Genomic DNA, 24,780 nt, shown 5'->3' with positions numbered 1-24,780 from the left:
GTGGGACCGGCTTTAGCCGGGAAAGCGTCGGCAGTCACACTGCAGAATTGATGGCGTACGCACTGGCCTCTTCCCGGCTGAAGCCGGTCCTACTACGGGAAGGCGTCGGCAGTGGCGCTGCAATCTGAGGGTGTTCAAACCGCCTCGGAACGGCTGGCCGTTTCAGGCGTGGATTCAGTTGTGGCTTCAGCACTGGCCTCAGCCGCCAGCTTCAAGCGGTCGGCCTTGCTGACGTAGGTGTCTTTGTTCTTCGGCGCCAGTTTGGCACTCGCCTTTTTTGCGTTGGCTCTGAGTATCTGGTTAAGTTTCTTGCGACGGTTCATGCCTGTTTACCCGGTGTGCAGAGGGTGGACGGTGAAAAGGCAGGCAGTGAATCAGATCGCCAGTCAATCTGCCACACGTGTCTGGCACTATTGCCCCGAATGGCCATGAATCATCAAGGCATGCCGCACCTGTTCAGCCACGAAGACATTGCAGAGAGCCCACGATGGACCTTGAAGACAGCTCATACCTGACAACCGTGCAGGCGCTGGAAGGGGTTTACGGCCCGATCGCGCCGCCGTCTCTGGTCAAGGAAGTCGACCACATCCACCCGGTTTACCGGCCGTTCATCGAAGCGGCGTCCTTTGTGGTCCTCGCCTCGTCGGGCGCAGGCGGTCTGGACGCTTCGCCGCGGGGCGATCTGCCAGGCTTCGTCCACATCGAAGACAGCCAGACCCTGTATCTGCCGGACCGGCGCGGCAACAACCGCATCGACACCCTGCGCAACATCATCGAGGATCCGCGCGTCGCGCTGTTATTTCTGGTTCCGGGCGTCGGCGAAACCCTGCGCGTCAACGGCACGGCGCAGATATCCATTGCACCGGAGCTGCTGGAGCGTTTCGCCGTGGACGGGAAACCGCCGAAATCAGTGCTGCGCACCACCGTCACCAGCGTGTATTTCCAGTGCAGCCGAGCGGTGATCAGGGCAGGGCTGTGGGATGCGTCTAAGCAGGTGCCGCGCAGCGCGTTGCCGACAGCGGGGCAGATTCTCAAGGAGGTGTCCCAGGCGGCCATCGACGGCGACGCCTACGACAAGGCGCTGCCGGGCCGGATCGCCGACACGCTTTATTAGGTCATTCGTTCCGTGCCAGCGGCGAGTCGTGAAACTCGCCGGGGATGGCTCGCGGACGCGTTGCGCCTTAACATTGATGCCCGTCTACGATCAAAGCGACGACATGCCGTGAACATCAACTTCGACCTCAATGACCTCCAGGCTTTTCGCGCGGTGGTTGAAAAGCAGGGCTTTCGACGGGCGGCCGAATCAATCCGCATCACCCAGTCGGCGCTGAGCCGCCGTATCGAAAAGCTCGAATCCGCCCTGGGAGTCAAACTGTTCGAGCGGACCACGCGAAAGGTCTCGTTGACCAACGTCGGGCGGGCTTTTCTTCCCCAGGTCGAACGGCTTCTGGATGACCTGGATCTGGCGCTGCTCAGCATAGGGGATGGCGGCGCCAACCGCAGGGGCACGTTGACCGTGGCTTGCGTACCGTCTGCGGCCTACTACTTCTTGCCCCACGCGATCCGCAGCTTTCACGCGCAATACCCGCTGATCAACATCCGGCTGATCGACGTGTCGGCCAATGAAGTCAGTGCGGCGGTGGCGTCCGGCGAAGCCGATTTCGGGGTGAGTTTCACCGGCAACCTGGCGCCGGAAATCGATTTCAGTCCGCTGCTCGAAGAGCACTACGTGATTGCCTGCCGCCGCGACCATCCATTGGCCACCCTCGACACCGTGACCTGGGCTCAGGCGTGCGAGCACGACTGCATTACGCTGGATAAATCTTCGGGCAATCGTCTGGTGCTGGATCGTGCGCTTTCCGGGCTGCAGCCGGGCAAGAACAGCGTCTGCGAAGCACGGCACGTGACTACGGTGCTGGGGCTGGTCGAGGCGGGGTTGGGCATTGCGGTGGTGCCGTCCATTGCCATGCCGATCTCCGCCCACCCGATTCTGGCGAAAGTGAGGCTGGTGGAGCCGGAGGTGGTCAGGCAGATGGGAGTGCTCAAACGCCGCGGACGCACATTGACGCCCGCGGCACTGGAGCTGGAACAGCGGATACGCGCGCTGCCCGGGACGTTACCGCGGGACTGAGTCCAGGCCGGTTTCGCGAATGCTGGCCTGGGCATCGGGGGACGACAGGAACTTGAGCAGTTCCTTCGCTTCCACGGGGTGATCGGCATTTTTCGGAATGCCCGCCGCATAGCGGGTCACTGACTGCACGTCTTCGGGAATCTTGCCGACGAAAGTCACGCCCGGGATCGGCAGCAATTCGGCGACCTGCTGGAAGCCGAGCTGGTAATCACCCTTGGCCACAACGGAAGCCACCGGAATGCGCTCGATCATTTTGCCTTTGGGCGCCAGCTGCGGCTCAACGCCGAGCTTCTTGAACAGCTCTTTCTCGATGTAGACGCCGCTTGCGCTGTCTGAATAAGCCACTGACTTGGCCGCCAGCAAGGTTTGTTTCAGCTCGGCATCGGTGCCGATGGCCGGTTTGTCGGCGCCGGCCTTCACTACCATGCCGATACGCGAGTCCGCCAGTTCGACCCGCGAACCGGCGTCGACCTTGCCCTGTTTGATCAAGTCATCCAGGGCGTAACCCACCATGATCACCACATCGGCGTGCTCGCCGCGACTCAACCGGTTGGGGATGGCTTCCGCCGCTTTACCCATCGACGGGCCAAGCACCGTTTTCAGCGTATTGCCGCTGTGCTCGGCGTACTCCGGCCCAAGGTGTTGATAGGCGGCCGTGAAGCCGCCTGAGGTCATGACGGTCAGCTCTTCGGCGTACGCAAGGTTTCCGTAGGCGCAGCTGGTCAGCGCCATGACACAGAGAGGTTTTAGTAAAGCGTTCATGAGAGGGTCCTTCAAGCAGTGGCAAGTGACTGAGTGGCGAGACGGCGGTACAGCACCAGCGTCGCGGTAAAGGCGCAAAGGGCTGCAAAAATCATCCAGTAGGCTGGCGCTGCCTTGTCCCCGGTCAGATGAATGAGCCAGGTCGAGACCGCCGGCGTGAAGCCGCCGAAGATCGCTGTTGCCAGGCTGTAGGCGAGGGAGAATCCCGCCACGCGCACCTCGACGGGCATCATTTCGGTGAGCGCGGGAATCATTGCGCCGTTGTAAATGCCGTAGAGAAATGAAAACCACAGCAGCACTTCGAGCATGTGGGCAAAGGTCGGCGCCTGGGCCAGAAACGACAGCGCGGGGTACGCCGTCAGCAGCGTCAGCAATGACATCGCCAGCAGCAGCGGCTTGCGTCCCAGTCGGTCGCTCAGTGCGCCGCCGATGGGCAGCCAGAAGAAGTTCGATACGCCGACCAGCAGCGTCACAATCAGCGCATCACTGGTGCTGAGCTGCAGAACAGAGCGGCCGAAAGTTGGTGCGTAAACCGTGATCATGTAGAACGCGGTGGTGGTCATCGCCACCATCAACATGCCGAGGATGACCACGCTGGCGTTGCCGAGCAGGGTGGCGAAGACTTCCTTCATCGTCGGGCGGTGTTTGCGCGTGGTGAACTCTGCGGTTTCTTCAAGGCTGCGGCGCAGCAGAAAAATGAACGGGATGATCAGGCAGCCGACGGCAAACGGAATGCGCCAGCCCCACGCCGACAGCTCGCTCGGGGCCAGCCATTGATTGAGCCCGTAACCCAGGGCGGCGGCGACGACGATGGCCACTTGCTGGCTGGCCGACTGCCAACTGGCGTAGAAACCCTTGCGCCCCGGCGTTGCCATTTCGGCGAGGTAGACGGACACGCCGCCCATCTCTGCGCCGGCGGAGAAGCCCTGTAACAGCCGTCCAAGCAAGACCAGCGCCGGTGCCCACAGACCGATCGTGGCATAACCCGGCACCAGGACAATCAGCAATGTGCCACTGGCCATGATCGCCAGCGTCACGATCAGACCGCGGCGGCGACCGACATCATCGATGTACGCGCCGAGCAGCACAGCGCCCAGCGGCCGCATCAGGAAGCCTGCACCGAACACAGCGAAGGTCATCATCAACGAGGCGAACTCGTTGCTGGCGGGGAAGAAGGCGGAGGCGATCTGGGTGGCGTAGAAGCCGAAGAGGAAGAAGTCGAACTGTTCAAGAAAGTTTCCGGAGGTCACCCGGAAGACCATTCCTGCCCTGGACTTCCCGGAGGAGGTCTGGCGTGGCGGCTGATGCATGTTGTTCTCCAGCGTTTTTTTTGAGTTTGTAAGCGCTTGTAACTGGAGATTCTGTGGCAATTTTCAGACGACGATAATCGTTATTTTTTCATCCTTTGATGCATGGATCAGATCAATCACCAGGCCGTGGCGGTTGCTCGCAGGCCAGATAAACGTCGGCAGCCGTGAACCACGACCACCGACAGGAACCGCTAGCTAGCTGGCTTGGGTGCCTTTCAGCATCAGTTCTTTAACATCGGGCTGAACCTGATTCACCGCCCCCAGATATTCGATCAACTCGGCTGCCCGACTGCCGCGCAATCCGGCGGTGGTCAGCGACTTGTCGCGCACGTAGGTGTAAAGCCCGGAGACGGCGAACGCCTTGAGCTGGGCGATGTGCTTCGACTGCTCAGGCAAGCTGTTCTGGAACGCGTCACTCTGGAAGAAACGCCGACGCGCCAGGGGTGACGTGAACGCGATTTCAAGCACGACCAATTCTGCGCGCGCCTTGTTGGCGAAGTGCGCGACATTCGGCGCAGGTGGGTGCTGGCCGTCGTTTTCGAAGGGCTCGCACAGGTGCAGACAGACCTTGACCACCCCTTCAGCGCCTGCCAACAGCGGCCCCAGATTCGACTTCAAATAAGCCTGCAACTGCGCCAGGGTCTCCCGCGGGCTGAAGTGGATATGAATGCGGTCGAAGGTGTCGGTGCCGTTGAAGCGCTCATCGGCCAGCGCGTTGGTCAGGGTCAGCGAGCCCTGGGGCAGGGCGTAGGCCAGGGTCTCGTCGAACATGTTCTGCTCGTCCGAGAACAGGATCGGGCTGGCCTCCTGAAACTGCTTCTGGTCAGCGGCGGACTCGAAACCGATCTCCACCCCACCGTCCAGTTCGTAATCCTGAATCTCGCTGATGCCATCGGCGAGGGGCCAGAGGTGCGCATCCTGCTGCCGGGAGAAATGGTGCTGGATGTACAAGCCCAGGCCGGGGAGCCGCGAGCACAGCGGGCCGTGGACGTCGCGCCAGTAGTGGGCGAACACGTCATGGGGCACGCGCTCCCGGCGTTTGACGGTCGTGTAGCTGTTGATCTCGATCATGGGGCACCTGTCAGTCGGGAATGTTCAGTCGTAGTGATCGGATGCAGGTGCCGCTGCAGGGTTCAACGCGTTTTACCGGAGGTCATCCCTCGGCGTGTGTGACACGAATGTCGGTCAGCCCTAGCTGGCCGGCCTGTTCGATGATTTCATCCGGCCCGGCATCGGCGTTGGGCATGATCAGGCTGTTTTCGCTGTCGCCGAAATGCAGCTCAAGCAGGTGCATCGCGGCGTCGGACGCCAACAGCGCTGGCTGATTCAGCTCGAAGCGATGGTTGCGGGATTCGTCTTTGAAGCGATAGTCGACCGAGAAGACGGGCATGGAAGGCTCCATAAAGGGGACAGGCTGATGGTTTATTTACCGTTCTGTTTGTGCCGGACGTACATCACCGCCGTACCACTGGACGCCGGTCTGGCCTGCAACTCGAACGCTTGCGGGTAGCCCTTGATCAGGTCGCTGAGCTTTTTGTAACCATGGGTGCGCGGATCGAATTCCGGTCGCAGTTTGGTGATGTTGGTGCCCAGGGCGCCGAGCTGAACCCAGCCGTCTTCGTCAGCGATGTCGTCGAGGATTTTCGCGATGAAGCTGATAGGTGCTTTGGGCCGTTTCGGCGTGTCGGTCGCTACGGGTTTTGCCACGCCTGACTGCGCAGGCGCGTCAAGGGTCTGCTCTGTGCTGGCGGCGGCAATCACCTCTTCACGGAGCAGTTCGATGTAGATGAATTTGTCGCAGGCCGCCACGAACGGTCGCGGCGTCTTCTCTTCTCCGAAGCCGATCACGGTGAGGCCTTCTTCGCGCAGTCGCGAGGCCAGGCGGGTGAAGTCGCTGTCGCTGGAGACCAGGCAGAAGCCATCGAAGCGCCGGGTGTACAGCAGGTCCATGGCGTCGATGATCAGCGAGCTGTCGGTGGCGTTTTTGCCTTTGGTGTAGGCGAATTGCTGGATAGGCTGGATCGAGTGATCCAGCAGGACCTTTTTCCAGCCGCCGAGCTGCGGCCCTGTCCAGTCGCCGTAGATGCGCTTGACGCTGGCGACGCCATATTTGGCGATTTCTTCGAACAGGCCTTCGACGATGGCAGCAGGAGCGTTGTCTGCATCAATCAGGACGGCGAGGTGCTTTTGAGCGTGACTGGAGGAATTTGTGGCCATGGATCTTCCTTGGCAGGGGAAAGCCCACACCATACCGCCAAATCCTCACTGCCAACAGGTAACGAATGCCGTCTTCTGCGACTGGTTTTTCAATTCATCCAGTCGCTGCCGACATCGGCTTATTCCGGTACGGGGGTGGGCAAGTCTGCCCCGTAGCGCCAGGCGTGAAGGTTGGCCATGACCAGATCGGACATCGCCTGCCGGGTGTCCCACGTGGCGCTGGCCATGTGCGGGGTGAGCAAGACGTTGTCCAGATCCAGAAGCGCAGCGGCGGGGTGTGGCTCGTTTTCATAGACGTCCAGCGCCGCGCCGGCCAGACGACCCTCGGCGAGGGCCTGGGCGAGGGCGGTTTCATCGACCACGCTGCCACGGCCGACGTTGATCAGATATCCCTTCGGGCCCAGCGCCTCCAGCACCTTCGCGCCCACCAGATGATGGGTGCTGGCGCTGCCGCCGACTGCGACGACGAGAAAATCCACCGCACCGGCCAGTTCCAGCGCTGACGCGTAATACGTGAACCCCACGTCCTGGGGCCGGCGCCCGGTATAGGCGATCGTCATGTCAAAACCCTGGGCTCGGCGGGCGATGGCGGCGCCAATGCGGCCTAGGCCAATGATGCCCAAGCGCGCCCGGCTGACCTTGCGACTGAAGGCGATGGGGCCATCTGCCCAGGCGCCCGAGCGGGTGAAACGGTCGGCAACGCGCAGGTTGCGGGCGATGCCCAGCATCAAGGCCATGGCAAAATCGGCCACGTCGTCAGTGAGCACATCGGGGGTGTGGGTGACGTGGATGCCACGCTCCCGCGCCGCCGCCACATCGACGCCGTCATAGCCGACGCCGAACACGACGATGACCTCCAGCGCTGGCAGTCTTTCGATCAACCGGCGGCTGACCGTGGATTCGCCGTTGGCGACCATGGCGCGGATGTCAGCGGTGGATTCGTCGACGCCGGTGCCGTCCTGGTTGGCTTCCACCACCTCGTAGGTCGCGTTAAGCGCGTCATCGAGCATGGCCGGCAAACGGGCGATTTTAAGGAGCCTTGGCTTCATCTAAACCTCTTGAGACAGGAGCAGCAGCGGGAGCAGTTGCGCGGGCGGTGACAGGTGCGGCACGGGGCGCGCGGGCCAGAAACAGTCCCAATACACCGCCGGCGAGCAAGGCTGCGGAGACCAGCAGCAGGGCGTAGTCGTAGCTTTGCGTGGCGTCCTTGATCCAGCCCATGACAGGCGGCAGGCCGAGCCCGGCGATGTTGGCGATGGAGTTGATCAGCGCGATGGACGCCGCAGCGGCAGCGCCCGACAGGTATTCGGTGGTGGTCGCCCAGAACACCGGCGTGGCGGCCCAGTTCAGACCGACTGCCAGCACCAGCAAGGCGTAGGCCAGCCAAGGGTTGCTGGTCCACACCGCCAGCGCCAGCAACACACCGGCGGCCATCAACGGCAGCGCAAGGTGCCAGCCGCGTTCGCCTTTGCGGTCGGAATGGGTGCCATTGAAGTACATGAACACGCAGGCAAACAGGAAGGGCAGCGCCGACATCACGCTGACGGTGAACGACTCCTGGCCGGACACCGACTTGACGATCAGCGGCAGGAACAGCGTGATGCCGATGGTGCCGAACGCCTGCAACAGCCAGAACAGGCTCAACAGCCAGACCTGACGGCTGCGAAAGGCGGTTTGCCAAGCGGCATGGTGGGAAATCGGTGAGTTAGCTTGCTCGGCCGCGATGGTGCGGCTCAGCCAGTCTTTCTGATCGTCTTGCAGCCAGTGGGTGGTCTGCGGCGAGTCCGGCAGATAGCGCAACACGACGACGCCGAGGATCACCGCCGGCAGGCCTTCCAGCAGAAACAGCCAGCGCCAGCCGCTGACGCCGAAATACCCGTCCAGGTGCAGAAACGCGCCCGACAGCGGCAGGCCGATCACCGACGCGAGCGCGGCGCCGATGTAGAAGAACGACATGGCCCTGGCCCGATCGGTCTTCGGGTACCACTGCGACAGGTAATAAATGATCCCCGGCGTGAAACCGGCCTCGGCGGCGCCCAGCAACAGGCGCATGCCGTACAGCTGATTGGCGCTCTGCACAAACGCCATGCCCGCTGCGACGATGCCCCAGGTGATCATGATCCGCGCAATCCAGCGCCGCGCGCCGACCCGCGTGAGAATGACGCTGCTGGGGACTTCGAGAAGGATGTAGGTCAAAAAGAACAGCCCCACGCCGATGCCATACATGCGAGCGGTCAGGCCCAGCTCGGCATTCATCTGCAACGCGGCGACGGAAATGTTCGACTTGTCGATGTACGCGACCATGTACAGCAGCATCAGGAAGGGGATCAACTTGAGGTTGAGGCGCTTCATGGTGCTGGCGTGCAGGCCCGAATCCAGAGATGGCGTGGGCATGGGACTTCCTGTTGTTTTTATAGTGGCTATGAGGAGCGAAGAGGTTTCACCATAGACGACATATCGTGACACCTCAATATGTGATTAGTCGTCCCATATAGTGGGATTTATTTGGGTGGGTGTACCGCGATCTCGCTGAGAGTTCGATGGGCCTTTGGCAGAAAGCGTGTTTACGAAGACGCCGTGGCACTCGGCGACTTGCTATGGGGAATGAAAATAAGCCTTAGCGAGCAAGCAAGCTCGCTCCCACGGGATCGCGGAACGGCCTGAGATTTCGAACCATGGGCAAGACGTGTGGGAGTGAGCTTGCTCACGAAGACCGCATTTCGGACGCTGAGGATTTAGCGATTGTTGAGGGCGTTCTTGTTCAAGAAGCGGCCGGGATGATCCGCGGCGGGCAAGCGACAGGCGTCATAACGGCCAAACAGCTTGTAGCGGTTCAGCGCGATCTTGTCGTACAGCCAGTCCCGCAGCACCCTCGGGAAAACCCGCGCGATGAGCAGCCAGTGCCATCGGGCGGGCAGGCGAGCGAGGATCTTGAACATCGCGTCCGAACGCACATAACACCGGTCGTTTTCCACCAGTACGATGGTGTTGAACTGATCCTGGGGCAGTCCCGCCCACTTCAGCAAAGCCTGACCCTCGGGCGACTGCACGGCCGCCAGCGTCAGACGGTGCTCGCGGTCCTGGCTGATGATGAAAGTCGCCCAGCCATTGCACAGCTTGCAGGTGCCGTCGAACAACACGACGGCCCGGCCCGTGGCAAGCCCTGAATTGCCGTTGGGCTTCACGCGAAGCCCGTGACAGCGTGGGGAACGTAGGGCGCTTCGAGGCGTTTGACTTCGTCGTTGCTGAGCACTAGATCCAGCGCCGCGATCGCATCGTCCAGATGATGGGGCTTGGAGGCGCCGACAATCGGCGCCGACACGCCCCGCTGGGCCAACACCCACGCCAGCGCGACTTGCGCCATGGGCACGCCGCGCTCGCCGGCAATCTGCTCCACCACGTCAATGACGCGGCCATCCTCGGTTTCGGTGGCCTCGTAAAACGACTGGCCGGAGACGTCGGTCTTGGTGCGTTCGGTTTGCTGACCGTGGGGCCGGGTGAGCCTGCCACGGGCCATCGGGCTCCACGGCATCAGACCGACGCCCTGATCCAGGCACAGCGGAATCATTTCGCGCTGTTCTTCGCGGTACACCAGATTGAGGTAATTCTGCATCGACACGAAGCGGCTCCAGCCATGGGCCTTCGCGACCTGCTGGGCCTTGGCGAACTGCCAGGCGAACATCGACGATGCGCCGATGTAGCGCGCCTTGCCGGCCCGCACGACGTCGTTCAGCGCTTCCATGGTTTCTTCGATGGGGGTGTGATAATCCCAGCGATGAATCTGGTACAGGTCGACGTAGTCCGTGCCCAGCCGCTTCAGGCTGGCGTCGATGTTGGCCATGATGGCCTTCCTCGACAGGCCCTGTTCGTTGGGGCGCTCGGAGCCTTGCCACATGTTGGCCGGAAAAAACACCTTGGTCGCGATGACGGTTTCTTCGCGACGGGTGAATTCCTTCAACAGCTTGCCGACGATGACTTCCGAGGTGCCTGCTGAATAGCTGTTGGCCGTGTCGAAGAAGTTGATGCCTTGCTCGACCGCGTGCCTGATGATCGGCCGGCTGGCGTTTTCATCCAGCGTCCACGGGTGCGTACCGGCGTCCGGGTCGCCAAACGTCATGCACCCCAGACACAGCCTCGACACGTCCAGCCCCGTGGACCCCAGCTTCACAAACTTCATGCGTTTACCTCCGAAATCGTTTGATGCCGCAAACAGGCGGCTCAATGGTGCGATTCCGTGGGTGCCATTAAGTTCTGAATTGCATCACCAGACCGTTCAGGCCCACCGCCAGTTGCGACAGCTCGTTGCTCGCCGCCGAGGTCTGATGGGCGCCGGCAGAGGTCTGCAGCGACAGGTCGCGGATGCTGGTCAGGTTGCGATCGACTTCCCGCGCGACTTGAGCCTGTTCTTCCGTGGCCGTGGCGATGCTGACGTTGCGCTCGTTGATCAACACGATGGCGGTTTTGATGTCGGCAAGGGCACGCCCGGCGGCACCGGCAATGTCCAGACTGACCCGCGCGCGCTCGCTGCTCTGGCCCATGGCCGTGACCGCTTTGTGGGTGCCGCCCTGGATCGAGGCGATCATTTTTTCAATCTCGGCGGTGGACTGCTGGGTGCGGTGCGCCAGGGCGCGGACTTCGTCAGCCACTACCGCGAAACCACGTCCCGCTTCGCCCGCACGGGCGGCTTCGATGGCCGCATTGAGGGCGAGGAGGTTGGTCTGATCGGCAATACCGCGAATCACGTCCAGCACGCCGCTGATGTTCTGCACCTGACCGGCCAGCCCATTGATCTCACCGGCGGTGGTACCGACCGAATCGTGCAGCTCGTTGATCGCCGAAATGGTTTCGTCGACCCGCAGGCGGCCCTGTTCCGCCGAGTCGCTGGAATCCCGCGCGGCGGTCGAGGCCAGCGAGGCGTTGTGGGCGACTTCTTCCACCGCTGCGCTCATCTGATTGATGGCCGTGGCGGCCTGATTGATTTCGTCGTTCTGACGCTGAACCCCGCGCAGGGATTCTTCGGTCACAGCAGTCATTTCTTCCGAGGTCGAGGCCAGCTGATTGGACGAGTGGCCCAGTTCCGAAAGGGTGTGGCGCAGGTTCTGCTGCATCACCGACAGCGCTTGCAGCAGGCGGCCCGGCTCATCGGAACCGTCCACTTGAATCGGCTTGCTCAAATCGTTGGCTGCGATGTTTTCTGCGATGGCCAGGGCTTTGGCGATCGGCGCGACCAGGCTGCGGGTGAACAGCGCGGCCAGGGCGAGGGTAGCGGCCAGCGCAATCACGATCGCGGCGATGATGACATCGCGGGACTGGGCGTAACTTTCATCTGCGGCCACATCCGAATCCCGCATTTTCTGGTTGCCCAGGTCGGCGATGGTGGCGATGTCCCTGGCGAGCGCGTCTGCCGCGTGGGTCTGTTCGCCGGATGGCTCGGTCAGTGAGGCGACCACGTCATCGCGCTTCTGCGCCACGGCGTCGAGAAAGCGCGCGTGCACGGCGAGGTAGCCCTGCATGTCGCGCTCCATCTCCGCGTAGGCGTTAATGCCACGCTCGCTGACCAGCAAGGACCTCAGACGCTGCACGTCTTTTTCCAGGTCGGCGCGACCCTGACTGACGCGCTTCATTGCGGCATCGTTGCCGGCGGCGCTTTGTGCGGCGCGCAGGCTGGTATTGCCCAGGCGGATGGTAAGCAGGTCATTTTTGATGTCGGCGATGGTGAGGAGGGTGGGGAGCACATTGTCCTGCAACGCGTCCCGGGCGTCTTTCAGCTTCGACGCTTGCAGCAGCGAGAACAGTCCCACGGCGGCGATCAGTACGGCAAAGAAGCCGAAGCAGATCAGGGAGCGGGGAGCGATGTTGAGGCGTCTGAGGTTCATGTCGGGGCTGTCCATAGAGAGAAAGATCACCGGGATATCGACCTGAACCGGTTCAGCTTGATGGCGGATTACCCTCTTTTTTGGCAGAAATGCAATGTGCTGCCCTGCATGAAATCGATTTGTGACGGATGGCACCCCGGAATCGGGATGCCAGTTCCACTGACAACGCGCGAAATCCCACTGACACTGCGCCGGTATTTTGTGGGACCGGCTTCAGCCGGGAAGGCGTCGTCACGCCGGAAAATTGAGGGTGCACACGCTGGCCTCTTCCTGGCCAAAGCAAATCCCACTGACACTGCGCGGGCATTTAGTGGGACCGGCTTCAGCCGGGAAGGCGTCAGATGTCGCACTGCAAAATTGAGGGTGCACACGGGGGCCTCTTCCTGGCCAAAGCAAATCCCACTGACACTGCGCCGGTATTTTGTGGGACTGGCTTCAGCCGGGAAGTCGTCGGACGTCACGCCGCAAAATTGAGGATGAACACGCTGGCCTCTTCCCGGCTAAAGCCGGTCCCACAGGTACTGCGGGCATTTAGTGGGACCGGCTTCAGCCGGGAAGGCGTCGGATGTCACACCGCAAAATTGAGGGTGCAAACGCTGGCCTTTTCCCGGTTAAAGCCGGTCCCACTGAAATACCGCGGATGGAAGGCAGAACCGGCTTCAGCCGTGCCCGCTCGCCAAGCCGTGTATTCTTTCGGCCGCACCCTGAGCGAGTACGTCCCATGCTGCACAAAAACCTCATCCGTCGCCTCGACCTGATTACCCTCAAGCTGTTCGTCGCCGTGTACGAAGAAGGCACGCTGACACGGGCGGCGGCGCGCGAGGCGATTGCCGTGTCGGCCGCGAGCAAGCGGTTGATGGAGCTGGAAGAAGTGCTCGGCATCGGCCTGTTCCTGCGCAATGCCAAGGGCATGCTGTTGACGGCCGCCGGCGAGACGATGCTGCACCATGCCCGGCGCATGCTCTCCGATCTGGAAAAAATGGGCCTTGAACTCGACGAGCACCTCCAGGGCATGCGCGGCTATGTGCGCATGCTGGCCAACCTCTCGGCCATCATTCAGTTCTTGCCGGAGGACCTGCACGCCTTCGTCGCCAGCCATGACCTGGTCAAAGTCGATCTCGAAGAGCGGCCCAGCAACGGCGTCGTGCAGGGCCTGGTCGACGGTGTCGCGGACATCGGCATCTGCTCCGAGGACACTGATCTTCAGGGGCTTCACAGCACACCGTATCGCCACGACGAACTGGTCGTCGTGATGCGTGACGATCATCCGCTGGCCGGGCTGCAGCAGGTGGCCTTCGAGGACACCCTTGGCAGCGACTACATCGGCCTGCACGCCGCCAGCTCCATCAACATGCGCACCCAGAACGCCGCGCGCGCGCACGGCCGACCGCTGCGGGTGCGCATCCATGTGCCGGGTTTCGACGCCATGTGCCGGATGGTCCAGGCCGACATGGGCATCGGCGTGCTGCCGCGCAAGGCGTTCGATCTGCTCGGGCCGTCGCTGGGCCTCAGGGCCGTGGGCCTTGAGGATACCTGGGCCCGGCGCACGCTGATTCTGGTGGTGCGCGACACGGCTGCGTTGTCGCCGGTGAGCCGCTTGCTGTTCGATCATCTGCAGAGCCCCGAGGCCTGAGCCTTCGCGTTTCGCGAACGCTGGTTGCCAACTGACGGTTGGATTTGCTGAGCCGCGTTCTTCTAGTCTTGGCGACAAATTCCAAGAAAGACTCGAGGTAACCGCTATGACAGGCCCCCTTCAAGGCGTGCGCGTCATTGAAATCGGCACACTGATCGCTGCTCCCTTCGCCGCTCGCCTGATGGGCGAGTTCGGTGCGGAGGTGATCAAAATCGAATCCATGGGGCAGGGCGATCCGCTTCGTAAATGGCGAAAACTTCACGAAGGCACCTCGCTGTGGTGGTACCTGCAGTCGCGCAACAAGAAATCCCTTTCGCTGAACCTCAAATCTCCCGAAGGCATCGACATCGTCAAGCGTCTGGCCGAAGGCGCAGACGTGCTGATCGAAAACCTGCGGCCCGGTGCGCTGGAAAAACTGGGTCTGGGCTGGGACGTGCTCCACGCGCTGAACCCCAAACTCACCCTCGTGCGCATTTCCGGCTACGGTCAGTCCGGCCCGTACCGCGACCGCCCCGGTTTCGGCGCCATTGGCGAAGCGATGGGCGGCATCCGCTACACCACCGGCACGCCCGGCTCGCCACCGGCGCGGGTTGGGGTCAGCCTGGGTGATTCGCTGGCGTCGATGCACGCAGTGATGGGCGCGCTGATGTCGCTGTTGCGGGTCAAGACCGGCCAGGGCGAGGGCCAGGTGGTCGACGTGTCACTGGCCGAAAGCGTGTTCAACGTCATGGAAAGCCTGGTGCCGGAGTACGACATGCTCGGCCACGTCCGTGAGCGCAGCGGCGGCGCGCTGCCGGGCATTGCGCCGTCGAACACCTACCCGACCGCTGACGGTGCCTACGTGGTCATCGCCGGCAACAGCGACCCGATCTTCAAACGCCTGATGCTGACCATCGGCCGCGCCGATCTGGCCGAGGCCGCCGAGTTCGCCCACAACGATGGCCGCGCCGCCCGGAGCGACATGCTCGACGGGGCGATCAGCGCGTGGTCGTCGGCCTTGCCCATTGACGACGTGCTCAAGGCGCTTGAACAGGCCGAAGTGCCGGCGGGACGGATCTACAACGTCGCGGACATCGTCGCCGACCCTCATTACCAGGCGCGCGGGATGATTCTCGACGCCGATCTGCCGGGCGGGGCCAAGGTGAAGATGCCGGGCATCGTTCCGAAACTCTCGGAAACCCCAGGCTCCGTGAACTGGCAAGGCCCTGCGCTGGGACAGCACACCGACAGCGTGCTCGGCGAGCTGGGCATGAGCGCCGCCGACATTGCGCAGCTCAAGCACAGTGGGGTGGTGCAATGATCACTGACTTCTCCCAGCGCCTGATCGTGCAGGAAGTGTCACCGCGCGACGGCTTGCAGATCGAACCGACCTGGGTGGACACCGCTGACAAGATCGCCTTGATCGACCAACTTTCTCTCGCCGGTTTCAGCCGCATCGAAGCCGGTTCTTTTGTTTCCCCCAAAGCCATTCCAGCCTTGCGTGATGGGGACGAGGTCTTCCGTGGCATCCGGCGCGAGCCCGGCGTGACCTACGTCGCTTTGATTCCCAACCTGCGCGGCGCCCAGCGTGCCATCGAGGCGGGTGCCGATGAGCTGAATCTGGTGATGTCCGCCAGCCAGACCCACAACCGGGCGAACATGCGCATGGGCTGCGAGCAGTCCCTGGCGGCCTTTGCCGAGGTGGTCTCACTGGCCTCGGGCACTGGCTTGAGCCTGAACGGCTCCATTGCCACCACGTTCGGCTGCCCGTTCGAGGGCCGCATCGATGAAGACCGAGTGCTGGAAATTGTCGATGACTATCTGGCACTGGGCATGCACGGCATCTCCCTGGCCGACACCACCGGCATGGCCAATCCCCGTCAGGTGTTTGCACTGGTGCAGCGCGTACTGGCCCGTGTCCCGGCAACGGCGCTGACGTTGCATTTTCACAACACCCGCGGCCTGGGGCTGAGCAACGTGCTGGCGGCTTACGAAGCAGGCGCGCGCCGTTTTGATGCGTCACTGGGCGGGCTCGGTGGCTGCCCTTTTGCACCGGGCGCCTCAGGCAATATCTGCACCGAGGACCTGGTGAATATGTGCGATGAAATGGGCATCGAGACGGGCATCGACCTGGCGCATCTGCTCACCCTGTCGCGCCGTTTACCGGCCCTGTTGGGCCATGAAATGCCGGGGCAGGTGGCCAAGGCCGGACGCAACCGCGATCTGCACCCGGCGCCCGACAATCTGCCCGGCTAACGCGCCGCCCACCCCCGGTTTCCTCGACAAACGCGCCCACTCCGCTGTGCGCGCGTCCAGACAACAAAAACAATAGGGCTCTTTCAGAGAGTCCATCTGGAGTATCGCAATGACCGTCTCTGTTCTGACCCCGAACAGCAGCCTCGCCGAGGTTGTGAGCGCCGAAAAGGCACTGATCCGCAAGGTTGCGTGGCGCTTGATGCCGTTGATCATGGTCTGCTACCTGTTCGCGTTTTTTGATCGCATCAACATCAGTTTCGCCAAGTTCCAGTTGCAAACCGATTTGAGCCTGAGCGACACCGCGTACGGACTGGGAGCGAGCCTGTTTGTTATCGGCTACGTGCTGTTCGAAGTGCCCAGCAACATCATGCTCTACAAGGTGGGCGCGCGGCGCTGGATTGCCCGCATCATGATGTCCTGGGGCGTCGCCACGGCGCTGATGGTCTTCGTCACCGCCGAATGGCAGTTCTATGTGCTGCGTTTCATCATCGGCGCCATGGAAGCGGGTTTCGCACCGGGGGTGCTGTTTTACCTGACGCTCTGGTTCCCGCAAACCTACCGGGGGCGCATCACATCGATTCTGTTCCTGGCGTCGGCCTTCGCCGGGCTGCTGGGCGCACCGATCTCGGGGTTAGTGCTCGGCCATATGGACGGCGTGATGCAGCTGCGCGGCTGGCACTGGCTGTTCCTGCTCGGCGGGCTGCCGTGCATTGCCTTGGGTTTTGCTGTGCTGAAGCTGCTCAAGGACCGTGTCGCGGACGCTCACTGGCTGACCGACGCCGAGAAGACCTACCTCTCCAGCCGCATCGCCCAGCATGAACCGAACAAGCAGGGCGGTTCGCTGCTGACTGCGCTGAAAATGCCGGGATTCCTGATGCTCGGGCTGATTTATTTCCTGATTCAGGTGGCGTCCTACGGCCTTAACTTCTGGGCGCCGCAGCTGATTCGCAGCGCGGGCGTCGAAAGCCCGGTGATCATCGGGCTGCTCACGGCCATCCCGTACATCTTCGGCGCCATCAGCATGATCGTGGTCGGACGCTTGTCGGACGCCAGCGGTGAACGCCGCAAGTTCGTCTGCGGGCTGATGGTGCTTGGGGCCATTGGCTTCTTCAGTGCCGGGTTTTTTGCCCAGCACACCAGCCTTCTGATTGTCTCCCTGGCCATGCTCGGTGGCGGGATTGTCGCCGCCATCCCGGCATTCTGGACCCTCCCGCCCAAGCTGTTGGCCGGCGCAGGTGCCGGGGCGGCGGGGGGCATCGCGCTGATCAACACACTGGGGCAGTTCGGCGGCATCGTCAGCCCGGTGATGGTCGGCGGCATCAAAGACCTCACCGGCACCACGACACCCGCGCTGTATGTGATCGGCGTGAGCAGCCTGATCGCAGCAGGCCTTTTGATGTGGGCATTGCCGCAGAAGTTGAGAACCCTGGACAAGAACGAACACTGAGGTTCGCGTGGCAGGACTGGCTGACGGTCGCCCCATTGGTGAGCCCCGGCCAGTCCCACCGGATGCTCGGCGTTCTGGCTGGTGGGACCGGCTTCAGCCGGGCGGAGGCTTGGCTGAAGGCCACGACGTATACTGCATAGGGAAGCGCCGAAGCAGATGCCTAGATTGTCCCATCAGCGAGACGATCTATCGCATTTCAACCCTCTAATCACGCATTACCTCACAAGGTAGGATGACGCCACTTGATCGCCAAGCGGCGATTCTCACCTTGGGAAGCACTTCATGAAACTCTTGCACATCGATTCCAGCATCCTCGGCGATCACTCCGCTTCGCGTCAGTTGAGCCGCGACGTCGTTCAGGCTTTCACCGCGACCACCCCGGACACCCAAGTGGTGTACCGCGATCTGGCGAACGAGCCACTCAATCATTTCTCCGGCGCCACACTGGCCGCTGCCGGTACGCCGGTGGAAGGCCGCGACGCGGCGCAGAAGCTGGAAGCGGAAACCAACGAAGCCACGCTGGAAGAGTTCCTGTCGGCTGACGTCGTGGTGATCGGTGCGCCGATGTACAACTTCAGCGTCCCGAGCCAGTTGAAGGCGTGGATCGACCGCATCTGTGTGGCCGGGCGCACCTTCCGCTACACCGAAGCGGGCCCGGAAGGTCTGTGCAAGGGCAAGAAAGTGATCGTCGTCTCGACCACTGGCGGTCTGCATCAGGGCCTGCCGAGCGGCGCCGGCCATGACGACCTGCTCAAGGTGGTGTTCGGCTTTATCGGCATCACTGACCTGCAATTCGTCGTTGCCGAAGGCCTGGCTTATGGCGACGAGCCGCGTGCCGCTGCCATGGCCGCCGCGCAGAAGACCATCAGTGAAACGCTGTTCGCTTAAGCGGGATCGGTTTGCAAGCATCCCGGCGAAGCGGCTCAACGCGGTAAAGGCTCCATCCGAAAGCCCTGTCACCATAGGCCTGCACGCCGATGGATGACGGGGCTTTCGTCGTTTTGCGGCCGCGTGTTCAGCCGGGCGACAGCCTTTATGAGATCTTTGCGCGTAACCTGCCTGGAGCACCGTAGAATGCCGGCCAATTCGGTCTGTTCTGCGTCAAACGGCGGCCGATGTCTTCAATTTATCGAGCTTGGCCCGCCTTGTGCACAATTGATCCTCAAACGTTTCGGAATGTTATCGAACCTCGCGGGTCAGATAGCGACAGACGCCGTTTTCGCGGGGCTCCGGCCCTTGAGCGTCTGAATCGGCAAGGATGGATTGATAAGGTGAGGGGCATTGCAATGATGCGTCTTTGTGCAGTGATGATGATCAGCCTGCTGGGCAGCCTGATTTCGGTGCAGGCCAGCGAGCTGCAAAGCTGGAGCGTGGGCTTTCACGAGCTGACGTTTCTCGATCCGCTGGATTCCCGGCCCATGCACGCCTACGCCTTCTACCCCTCCACCGACGATGAGCACATCACCCGCGTCCAGGGTTATCCGATTGAAGCGTCGCAAGACACAACCATTGCGATGGGCCGTTTCCCTCTGCTGATGCTGTCCCACGGCAACACCGGCACCCCACTGGCGCAGCACGACCTGGCGACGTCATTGGCGCGCAAGGGTTTTGTCGTCGTGGCGGTGTTTCATCCGGGCGACAACTACATGGACCACAGCCGTCTGGGCAGCCTGAGCAATCTCTACGGTCGCCCCCTGCAAATCTCCGAAGCCATCAGTGCCGCGCTGATTGACCCGATGCTGTCGCCGTACATCAGCGCCCGCCGGGTCGGGGTGATCGGTTATTCGGCGGGGGGCGAAACGGCGTTGATTCTCGCCGGCGCCCAGCCGGACCTGCAGCGTCTGCGTCATTACTGCACCGAGCGTCCTCAGGACCGTGATGCCTGCAAAACCCAGGGCGAACTGGTGGCAGACCGTGACGACCTGCACGCCCAGGCCGATCCCCGCGTGGGCGCGTTGATGCTGATGGCGCCGCTGGGGTTGATGTTCGGTCGGCAGACGCTGGCTGACGTCCATGTGCCAGTGTTGCTCTACAGCGGCGACGGCGACGAACTGCTCGCCATCGACAAGAACGCCGAAGCGCTGGCGCGCAAGCTGCCCGATGTCTCGGATTTCAAACTGTTCGCCGGGGCAGGGCACTTCGTGTTCATGGCACCCTGTGATGACGAGCAACGTGCCACCCAGCCTGGCCTGTGCACCGACGCCATCGGCGTCAATCGGGAAAGTATTCATCGCGACCTGAGCACTGAAGCCGTGCGCTTTTTCGGCACTGCCTTGGGCACACCCACCAGCACCGCCGGAATGCAGACCGCTGCCCATCGTGAGTTAGAGCCCGTCAACAGCCTGGATCAGTAAGGCTGCACCGAAAAGCTGAGCGCTGCCTACTCCGCGTCGCTAACGGCTGAGGTCGCCGGTTTGCCACGAATCACTTTGCCGCGCCGCTCGGCGATCTCCCGCGCCTGACCATCACGCTGCCCGCCGGTTCGCGCCTCGCTGATCAAGGCCGGAATCAACGGCCCCTCCGGCAGATTCTTCCAGAACCGCGCCGGCAGATGTCCCTGCATGACTTTCGGATTGAGCCGCGCCGGATTGAAAATGTGGCTGTAGTAGGTCAGCCACAGATTGCCGTGGGGATCATCGGCGTTACGCGCCAGTGATTGCCACGCCTCAGGGCACACAGGCTGATGAATCAGCTGCTTGCCGTCATAAAACACGCCGTCTTTGGGCGTTGCGATCATCCAGCGATGACGACCCATGCGCCCGATGAAATGCTCGCTGGCGGTGCGCAGAATGTCGTGGGCGGGCTCGTGCCACGCGACGTATTCCGGCAAGCAGGTCATCTCCAGCATCGCCGCTTTAGCCGCGACGTCTTCGGCATTGTCGATCACCGGCAGCGCCACGAAACGCAGGAACGCATGCAGGTGATGGGCTTCGCGGCTGACCTGTTTCAGGCGTCGATGCAATTCACTGCCCAACTTGTCGCCGGCCAGCATGGCCGTGCGATCGCCGTGACTGACCCGCCACAGCACTTCGTAGAGCAGCGTCCAGCGCTGGTCGCCGCAGAACTGTGCGGCGCTCTGCAGCAGTTCCAGCAACTCAAGGGGAATGCGCGCGCGAAACGGGCCGGGTTCGTCGGGATACTCGGTGTCGCTGGCGAACAGGTCGGCGTCCTGCTGCACGCTCCAGCTCACTTGATCCGGGTTGATCTGGTGGCTCAGCAACCAGCGCGCCTGCTGTCGCCAGGTGTCGAATGCGTCGGCGCAATTAAGAATGATCATCCCCACAGTGCCATTTGTTGCGGCTGCGGTTTGTCGCGCAGTTGCTCGCGCAAGTCGATGCTCGAACTTTCGGCCTGACGCGGATGGTAATCGCTGGTAATGATGAACGGCTTGGCCTTGGCCAGCACACAGCGCAGCCGGGTCAGGTCTTCGTAACGAATGCGGCGCTGGCGGCGCAGTTCGACCAGGCGCTTGGTGGTGCGAATGCCGATGCCCGGGATCCGCGCAATCATCGCCGGCTCCGCGCGGTTGAGGTCCAGCGGAAAGATGTCGCGGTGCTCCAGTGCCCAGGCCAGTTTCGGGTCAATGTCCAGGGCCAGATGCCCGGGGCCTTGCAGCAACTCGTTGGCGCTGTAGCCGTAGCTGCGCAGCAGGAAGTCGGCCTGGTACAGCCGGTGCTCGCGCATCAACGGCGGCGCGGCGTGGGGCACGCTCTTCGGGCTGTTTGGAATCGGGCTGAACGCCGAGTAGTACACGCGCTTGAGGCGGAAGTCGCCGTACAGCGATTCGGCAGTGTGCAGGATGGTGCTGTCATCGGTTTCGTCGGCGCCCACAATCATCTGCGTGCTTTGTCCGGCGGGCGTGAATTTCGGCGCACGGGGCTCGTTGAGGACGGTTTGTTGACCGGTGTAGATGGTCTGCATGGCCTGCTTGATCGAGCCCATTTCCTTTTCCGGGGCCAGGGTTTGCAGGCCCAGCTGGGTCGGCAGCTCGATGTTCACGCTGAGGCGATCGGCATAGCGCCCGGCTTCTTCGATCAGCGCGGGGTCGGCTTCGGGGATCGTCTTGAGGTGGATGTAGCCGCGGAATTCATGGTCTTCACGCAGCAGCTTGGCGACGCGGATCAGCTGTTCCATGGTGTAGTCCGCCGAGCGGATGATCCCGGAGCTGAGAAACAGGCCGCTGACGCAATTGCGACGGTAGAAGTCCATGGTCAGGGTGACCACTTCTTCCGGGCTGAAACGTGCGCGCGGCACGTCGCTGGAACGGCGGTTGACGCAGTACTGGCAGTCGTACAGACAGAAATTGGTGAGGAGGATTTTCAGCAGCGAAACACAGCGCCCGTCGGGGGTGTAGCTGTGGCAGATGCCCATGCCGGTGCTCGACCCGAGGCCGGATTTTCCTTCGGAACTGCGCTTGGGTGCGGCGCTGCTGGCGCAGGAGGCGTCGTACTTGGCGGCGTCGGCGAGGATGCTCAGCTTGTCGATCAGCTGCATGGATTTTCTCGATACTGTTTTTATGTACAGTATCGAGTTAGCCGGGGATGAACAAGGGCCGATCGGATGGATGGCCGGTCGATCAACTGATGCGCTGTACCAATTCCTTCAATTCGCCGAAATCTTTGACGCGATGGAAGTTGGCGTTATCCATGAACGCCGAGAAATCGGTGTCGCCGTAGCCCGCCACTTGCGCGCCGGCACCCAGGCCTGCTTCAACGCCCGGAATGCTGTCCTCTACCAGCAGGCACTGAGTGGGTGCCAGGCCCAGCAATTCAGCGGCGTGTTCGATCAGGATCGGAGAGGGTTTCCACGATTGCACTTCATAGGCGCTGACGATCAGGCCGTGGAACACGTCCAGCAGGCCGACCGTGCTCAGGCAGGTTTCGATCTTGCTGCGCGGGCCGTTGGACGCCACGCATTTGGGCAGCGAGAGGTTGCGCACGAATTCGACCGCACCGGGCATTTCTTCGAGCCGCTCCTGCAGCAGCGGCAGGGTGCGCGCGCGGAATTCGGGTTCGATGTCGTCGCTTGGCAGCCATGGATAATCGCGGCACAGGCCTTCCAGGCACAGCGCAAACTGCACGCCACGAAAGCGTTGCAGGACTTCGTCGACGCTCAGCAATACTTGGTGCTTGTTCAGGATGTCGCGCAGCAGGCCGGCGGCCAGCCGTTCGCTGTCAACCAGGGTTCCGTCGCAGTCAAAAATGACGCCGGCAATATTCAAACAGGGCTCTCCTTCTCTCTCGATCGGGCTTTCTCGACCGGAATGCGTGTTCAGGTGTCTGGAATGCGGGTAGGCGCAATTCGACCGACATTATCCAGAAAAGTTGGCGCCGATGTTCAGTCACTGACTTACGGTACGGCGTGTCCAGTCCATGGGCTGGGTATGCTGTGGTTTGAACGGTCATACGAGCAGGCCGTCCGCGTCATCGTCAGGCCTGCGCGTGAAGCACCGGTTACAGTTCGACCGGCGTGACCAGCGTGCCCTTGTCGAAATGACCGCTGACATTGGCGAACACCAGATCGGCCATGGCCTGGCGCGTTTCGTAGGTCCCCGAGCCGATGTGCGGGGTGAGCACCACGTTGTCCAGCTTCAACAGTTCGGCCGGCACGTTGGGCTCGTCTTCGAACACGTCGAGGCCGGCGCCGGCGATTTCCGAGGCCAGCAACGAGGCGACCAGCGCCTTCTCGTCAACCACGCTGCCGCGGGCGACGTTGATCAGAAACGACTTGGGACCGAGTGCCCGGAGCACGTCGGCGTTGATCAAGTGTTGGGTGTCCGGGCCGCCGGGGACGATGACGATCAGGTAGTCCGAGTCCTGGGCCAGTTCCCGAAGGTCATCGTAGTGCCGGTAGGACACATCGTCGTACGCGCGGCCACGGCGGAAATAGGCGATGTTCATCTCGAACGCAGCGGCGCGTTTGGCGATGGTCTTGCCGATCTTGCCCAGACCGACGATCCCGCAGGTCTTGCCGCACAGGTCATTGCCGAGGGGGAATTTGCCAGTGGGCCACTGGCCGGCCCGCACGAAGCGTTCGGCTTGACTGATGCAGCGGGACACGCAGAGCATCAGCGCCATGGCGGTTTCGGCGACGGCGTTGTTGAGCACGTCGGGGGTGTTGCTCAGTTTGATGCCACGGCGCGCCAGGTAGCGCGTGTCCACCGCGTCATAGCCAACACCGAAGCTGCTGACCACTTCCAGGTTCGGCAGGCGATCGAGAATGGCGTTGTCGGTGCCGAACACGCCGCTGGTGACGACGCCGCGCACCTTGGCCCCGTGTTGATTTGCCCAGGCGTCGATGTCGTTGATGTCGGCGAGTTTGTGGACGCTGTAATCGCGCTCAAGATTGTGCATCAGTGACGCATGCATCGGACCCCAGACCAGAATGTCGGCTTTTTTTTCGCTCATTGTTTTCTCCTTCATCAGGCCAGATAGGTTTTGGTACTCAGCACCTCGGCATAGGCAAAGCCCAGCGCTGACATGAATGCGGCGTGAACATGGGCCGCAGGCACCACGCTGTCTTCGAACTCCAGGTCGCGGCTGGCGCAGGCGTCATGGATCACTTTGACCTTGTAGCCAAGGTCCGCCGCGGCGCGGGTGGTAGCGTCAATGCACATGTGGCTCATGGAGCCAATGATCACGAGGTCCTCGATACCTTTGTCTTCAAGGAGCGCCTGCAGCCCGGTTTCACGGAACGAGTTGGGGAAGTGCTTGAGCACCACCGGTTCGTTTTCAAGGTTCAGGACCTTGGGGTGCAGCCTGGCGCCATCGGAGCCAGGCGTGAAGAAGGGTGCGTCGGCGCCGGACTCATGGCGGATGAAGACGATCAGATCGCCGGCGTCGCGGGCCGCCTCAATCACCTTGACGGCGTTGTCCGCGGCGGCGTCGGCGCCAACCAGCGGCCATTTTCCGCCGGGGAAGTAGTCGTTCTGGATATCAACTACGATGAGCGCTGTGCTGGACATTCGGGCTTCCTTATTGAAGGGGTGGGTGGGTCAGAGTAATACCTACCCGAGAACTGAACCACTGTCGCTGCACAGGTTCAACGCGATGCTTCTTAGCGGGGCCGGCGCCAGCCTCGCTGGATGCACGCGATGCTTTTCAGTGGGACCGGCTTCAGCCGGGAAGAGGCCAGTGTGATCACCATCGATTTCGCAGCGTGCCCACTGA

General features: G+C 62.2%; 24 protein-coding genes. 8 read left to right on the top strand and 16 right to left on the bottom strand.

Translation table 11 applies throughout. The annotated features are described in order from the left end of the window. Positions 1–134: 134 nt before the first annotated feature. The gene (locus BMY98_RS16995; RefSeq protein WP_074891102.1) at positions 135–323 is read right to left on the bottom strand and encodes a DUF2986 domain-containing protein; all 189 of its coding nucleotides are present in this window, start codon (positions 321–323) and stop codon (positions 135–137) included. Between the two features lie 164 nt (positions 324–487). Between BMY98_RS16995 and BMY98_RS16990 the strand changes: the two genes are divergently transcribed. Both BMY98_RS16990 and BMY98_RS16985 read left to right on the top strand, forming a co-directional pair. Next, positions 488–1,114, top strand: coding sequence for a pyridoxamine 5'-phosphate oxidase family protein (locus BMY98_RS16990; RefSeq protein WP_074891100.1), 627 nt, complete (start codon positions 488–490; stop codon positions 1,112–1,114). A gap of 108 nt (positions 1,115–1,222) precedes the next feature. After that, positions 1,223–2,131 (top strand): LysR family transcriptional regulator, encoded by a 909-nt coding sequence (locus BMY98_RS16985; RefSeq protein ID WP_074891099.1) that lies wholly within the window; start codon positions 1,223–1,225, stop codon positions 2,129–2,131. Here the strand turns inward: BMY98_RS16985 and BMY98_RS16980 are convergent. The 10 genes from BMY98_RS16980 to BMY98_RS16935 all read right to left on the bottom strand — a co-directional run bounded on the left by BMY98_RS16980 (position 2,117) and on the right by BMY98_RS16935 (position 12,296). After that, a complete protein-coding gene (locus tag BMY98_RS16980) occupies positions 2,117–2,863 on the bottom strand; it encodes a substrate-binding domain-containing protein (RefSeq protein ID WP_074891097.1) in 747 nt (248 codons plus the stop codon). The genes BMY98_RS16985 and BMY98_RS16980 overlap by 15 nt on opposite strands. Before the next feature lie 41 nt (positions 2,864–2,904). Continuing rightward, positions 2,905–4,203 (bottom strand): MFS transporter, encoded by a 1,299-nt coding sequence (tcuC, locus tag BMY98_RS16975; RefSeq protein WP_074891096.1) that lies wholly within the window; start codon positions 4,201–4,203, stop codon positions 2,905–2,907. A gap of 195 nt (positions 4,204–4,398) precedes the next feature. Next, entirely contained in the window at positions 4,399–5,274 is an 876-nt protein-coding gene (locus BMY98_RS16970) for an EthD domain-containing protein (RefSeq protein ID WP_074891094.1), read from the bottom strand. 82 nt (positions 5,275–5,356) lie between these two features. Continuing rightward, positions 5,357–5,593: a hypothetical protein gene (locus tag BMY98_RS16965; protein ID WP_074891093.1), complete on the bottom strand. Its 237-nt coding sequence runs from the start codon at positions 5,591–5,593 to the stop codon at positions 5,357–5,359. Positions 5,594–5,625: 32 nt separating this feature from the next. Further along, positions 5,626–6,420 carry an NYN domain-containing protein gene (locus BMY98_RS16960; RefSeq protein WP_074891091.1) on the bottom strand — a complete coding sequence of 265 codons (795 nt, stop codon included), beginning with the start codon at positions 6,418–6,420 and terminating at the stop codon, positions 5,626–5,628. A 119-nt stretch (positions 6,421–6,539) separates the two neighbouring features. Next, the gene (locus tag BMY98_RS16955; RefSeq protein ID WP_074891089.1) at positions 6,540–7,469 is read right to left on the bottom strand and encodes a 2-hydroxyacid dehydrogenase; all 930 of its coding nucleotides are present in this window, start codon (positions 7,467–7,469) and stop codon (positions 6,540–6,542) included. Next, complete coding sequence (locus BMY98_RS16950; RefSeq protein WP_074891087.1) at positions 7,450–8,814, bottom strand: MFS transporter; 1,365 nt, start codon at positions 8,812–8,814, stop codon at positions 7,450–7,452. Before BMY98_RS16950 ends, BMY98_RS16955 begins: the two co-directional genes overlap by 20 nt. Before the next feature lie 341 nt (positions 8,815–9,155). Further along, the gene (locus BMY98_RS16945; protein ID WP_074891085.1) at positions 9,156–9,605 is read right to left on the bottom strand and encodes a thiol-disulfide oxidoreductase DCC family protein; all 450 of its coding nucleotides are present in this window, start codon (positions 9,603–9,605) and stop codon (positions 9,156–9,158) included. Then, complete coding sequence (locus BMY98_RS16940; protein WP_074891083.1) at positions 9,602–10,597, bottom strand: aldo/keto reductase; 996 nt, start codon at positions 10,595–10,597, stop codon at positions 9,602–9,604. The genes BMY98_RS16945 and BMY98_RS16940 overlap by 4 nt, the downstream gene beginning before the upstream one ends. 67 nt (positions 10,598–10,664) lie before the next feature. Further along, the gene (locus BMY98_RS16935) at positions 10,665–12,296 is read right to left on the bottom strand and encodes a methyl-accepting chemotaxis protein (protein ID WP_074891082.1); all 1,632 of its coding nucleotides are present in this window, start codon (positions 12,294–12,296) and stop codon (positions 10,665–10,667) included. A gap of 721 nt (positions 12,297–13,017) precedes the next feature. Between BMY98_RS16935 and BMY98_RS16930 the strand changes: the two genes are divergently transcribed. From BMY98_RS16930 to BMY98_RS16905, 6 genes are all read left to right on the top strand, one after another. Further along, positions 13,018–13,929, top strand: coding sequence for a LysR family transcriptional regulator (locus BMY98_RS16930; RefSeq protein WP_074891080.1), 912 nt, complete (start codon positions 13,018–13,020; stop codon positions 13,927–13,929). 106 nt (positions 13,930–14,035) lie between these two features. Further along, on the top strand, positions 14,036–15,229 hold the full coding sequence (locus BMY98_RS16925) for a CaiB/BaiF CoA transferase family protein (RefSeq protein ID WP_074891079.1): 1,194 nt from the start codon (positions 14,036–14,038) through the stop codon (positions 15,227–15,229). Further along, on the top strand, positions 15,226–16,164 hold the full coding sequence (locus BMY98_RS16920; RefSeq protein WP_074891078.1) for a hydroxymethylglutaryl-CoA lyase: 939 nt from the start codon (positions 15,226–15,228) through the stop codon (positions 16,162–16,164). Before BMY98_RS16925 ends, BMY98_RS16920 begins: the two co-directional genes overlap by 4 nt. 109 nt (positions 16,165–16,273) lie before the next feature. Then, positions 16,274–17,611 carry an MFS transporter gene (locus BMY98_RS16915; RefSeq protein ID WP_074891077.1) on the top strand — a complete coding sequence of 446 codons (1,338 nt, stop codon included), beginning with the start codon at positions 16,274–16,276 and terminating at the stop codon, positions 17,609–17,611. Positions 17,612–17,893: 282 nt separating this feature from the next. After that, entirely contained in the window at positions 17,894–18,499 is a 606-nt protein-coding gene (locus BMY98_RS16910) for an FMN-dependent NADH-azoreductase (protein ID WP_074891076.1), read from the top strand. Positions 18,500–18,897: 398 nt separating this feature from the next. After that, positions 18,898–19,965 (top strand): alpha/beta hydrolase family protein, encoded by a 1,068-nt coding sequence (locus BMY98_RS16905; protein WP_074891075.1) that lies wholly within the window; start codon positions 18,898–18,900, stop codon positions 19,963–19,965. A 26-nt stretch (positions 19,966–19,991) separates the two neighbouring features. Here BMY98_RS16905 and BMY98_RS16900 read toward each other — a convergent pair whose 3' ends face one another. The 5 genes from BMY98_RS16900 to BMY98_RS16880 form a co-directional block, all read right to left on the bottom strand. Then, positions 19,992–20,888, bottom strand: a complete 897-nt coding sequence (locus BMY98_RS16900; protein ID WP_074891074.1) for a TIGR03915 family putative DNA repair protein — start codon at positions 20,886–20,888, stop codon at positions 19,992–19,994. Further along, entirely contained in the window at positions 20,885–22,105 is a 1,221-nt protein-coding gene (locus BMY98_RS16895; protein WP_074891073.1) for a putative DNA modification/repair radical SAM protein, read from the bottom strand. Before BMY98_RS16895 ends, BMY98_RS16900 begins: the two co-directional genes overlap by 4 nt. Positions 22,106–22,187: 82 nt before the next feature. Beyond that, positions 22,188–22,832: an HAD family hydrolase gene (locus tag BMY98_RS16890; protein ID WP_074891072.1), complete on the bottom strand. Its 645-nt coding sequence runs from the start codon at positions 22,830–22,832 to the stop codon at positions 22,188–22,190. A gap of 232 nt (positions 22,833–23,064) precedes the next feature. Continuing rightward, the gene (locus BMY98_RS16885; RefSeq protein WP_074891071.1) at positions 23,065–24,018 is read right to left on the bottom strand and encodes a 2-hydroxyacid dehydrogenase; all 954 of its coding nucleotides are present in this window, start codon (positions 24,016–24,018) and stop codon (positions 23,065–23,067) included. Positions 24,019–24,032: 14 nt separating this feature from the next. Then, complete coding sequence (locus BMY98_RS16880) at positions 24,033–24,575, bottom strand: cysteine hydrolase family protein (RefSeq protein ID WP_074891070.1); 543 nt, start codon at positions 24,573–24,575, stop codon at positions 24,033–24,035. Between the last annotated feature and the right edge of the window lie 205 nt (positions 24,576–24,780).

Source organism: Pseudomonas graminis (genome assembly GCF_900111735.1).
GTDB classification, from domain to species: domain Bacteria; phylum Pseudomonadota; class Gammaproteobacteria; order Pseudomonadales; family Pseudomonadaceae; genus Aquipseudomonas; species Aquipseudomonas graminis.
The sequence above is the reverse complement of the archived record's forward strand: the minus strand, read 5'-3'. Positions and strand labels throughout refer to the sequence as shown.

Coding starts and splice junctions, on each gene's coding strand:
- BMY98_RS16995 (WP_074891102.1), bottom strand. CDS start 323: ATGAACCGTCGCAAGAAACTTAACCAGATACTCAGAGCCAACGCAAAA.
- BMY98_RS16990 (WP_074891100.1), top strand. CDS start 488: ATGGACCTTGAAGACAGCTCATACCTGACAACCGTGCAGGCGCTGGAA.
- BMY98_RS16980 (WP_074891097.1), bottom strand. CDS start 2,863: ATGGCGCTGACCAGCTGCGCCTACGGAAACCTTGCGTACGCCGAAGAG.
- tcuC (WP_074891096.1), bottom strand. CDS start 4,203: ATGCATCAGCCGCCACGCCAGACCTCCTCCGGGAAGTCCAGGGCAGGA.
- BMY98_RS16970 (WP_074891094.1), bottom strand. CDS start 5,274: ATGATCGAGATCAACAGCTACACGACCGTCAAACGCCGGGAGCGCGTG.
- BMY98_RS16965 (WP_074891093.1), bottom strand. CDS start 5,593: ATGCCCGTCTTCTCGGTCGACTATCGCTTCAAAGACGAATCCCGCAAC.
- BMY98_RS16960 (WP_074891091.1), bottom strand. CDS start 6,420: ATGGCCACAAATTCCTCCAGTCACGCTCAAAAGCACCTCGCCGTCCTG.
- BMY98_RS16955 (WP_074891089.1), bottom strand. CDS start 7,469: ATGAAGCCAAGGCTCCTTAAAATCGCCCGTTTGCCGGCCATGCTCGAT.
- BMY98_RS16950 (WP_074891087.1), bottom strand. CDS start 8,814: ATGCCCACGCCATCTCTGGATTCGGGCCTGCACGCCAGCACCATGAAG.
- BMY98_RS16940 (WP_074891083.1), bottom strand. CDS start 10,597: ATGAAGTTTGTGAAGCTGGGGTCCACGGGGCTGGACGTGTCGAGGCTG.
- BMY98_RS16935 (WP_074891082.1), bottom strand. CDS start 12,296: ATGAACCTCAGACGCCTCAACATCGCTCCCCGCTCCCTGATCTGCTTC.
- BMY98_RS16930 (WP_074891080.1), top strand. CDS start 13,018: ATGCTGCACAAAAACCTCATCCGTCGCCTCGACCTGATTACCCTCAAG.
- BMY98_RS16925 (WP_074891079.1), top strand. CDS start 14,036: ATGACAGGCCCCCTTCAAGGCGTGCGCGTCATTGAAATCGGCACACTG.
- BMY98_RS16920 (WP_074891078.1), top strand. CDS start 15,226: ATGATCACTGACTTCTCCCAGCGCCTGATCGTGCAGGAAGTGTCACCG.
- BMY98_RS16915 (WP_074891077.1), top strand. CDS start 16,274: ATGACCGTCTCTGTTCTGACCCCGAACAGCAGCCTCGCCGAGGTTGTG.
- BMY98_RS16910 (WP_074891076.1), top strand. CDS start 17,894: ATGAAACTCTTGCACATCGATTCCAGCATCCTCGGCGATCACTCCGCT.
- BMY98_RS16905 (WP_074891075.1), top strand. CDS start 18,898: ATGATGCGTCTTTGTGCAGTGATGATGATCAGCCTGCTGGGCAGCCTG.
- BMY98_RS16900 (WP_074891074.1), bottom strand. CDS start 20,888: ATGATCATTCTTAATTGCGCCGACGCATTCGACACCTGGCGACAGCAG.
- BMY98_RS16895 (WP_074891073.1), bottom strand. CDS start 22,105: ATGCAGCTGATCGACAAGCTGAGCATCCTCGCCGACGCCGCCAAGTAC.
- BMY98_RS16885 (WP_074891071.1), bottom strand. CDS start 24,018: ATGAGCGAAAAAAAAGCCGACATTCTGGTCTGGGGTCCGATGCATGCG.
- BMY98_RS16880 (WP_074891070.1), bottom strand. CDS start 24,575: ATGTCCAGCACAGCGCTCATCGTAGTTGATATCCAGAACGACTACTTC.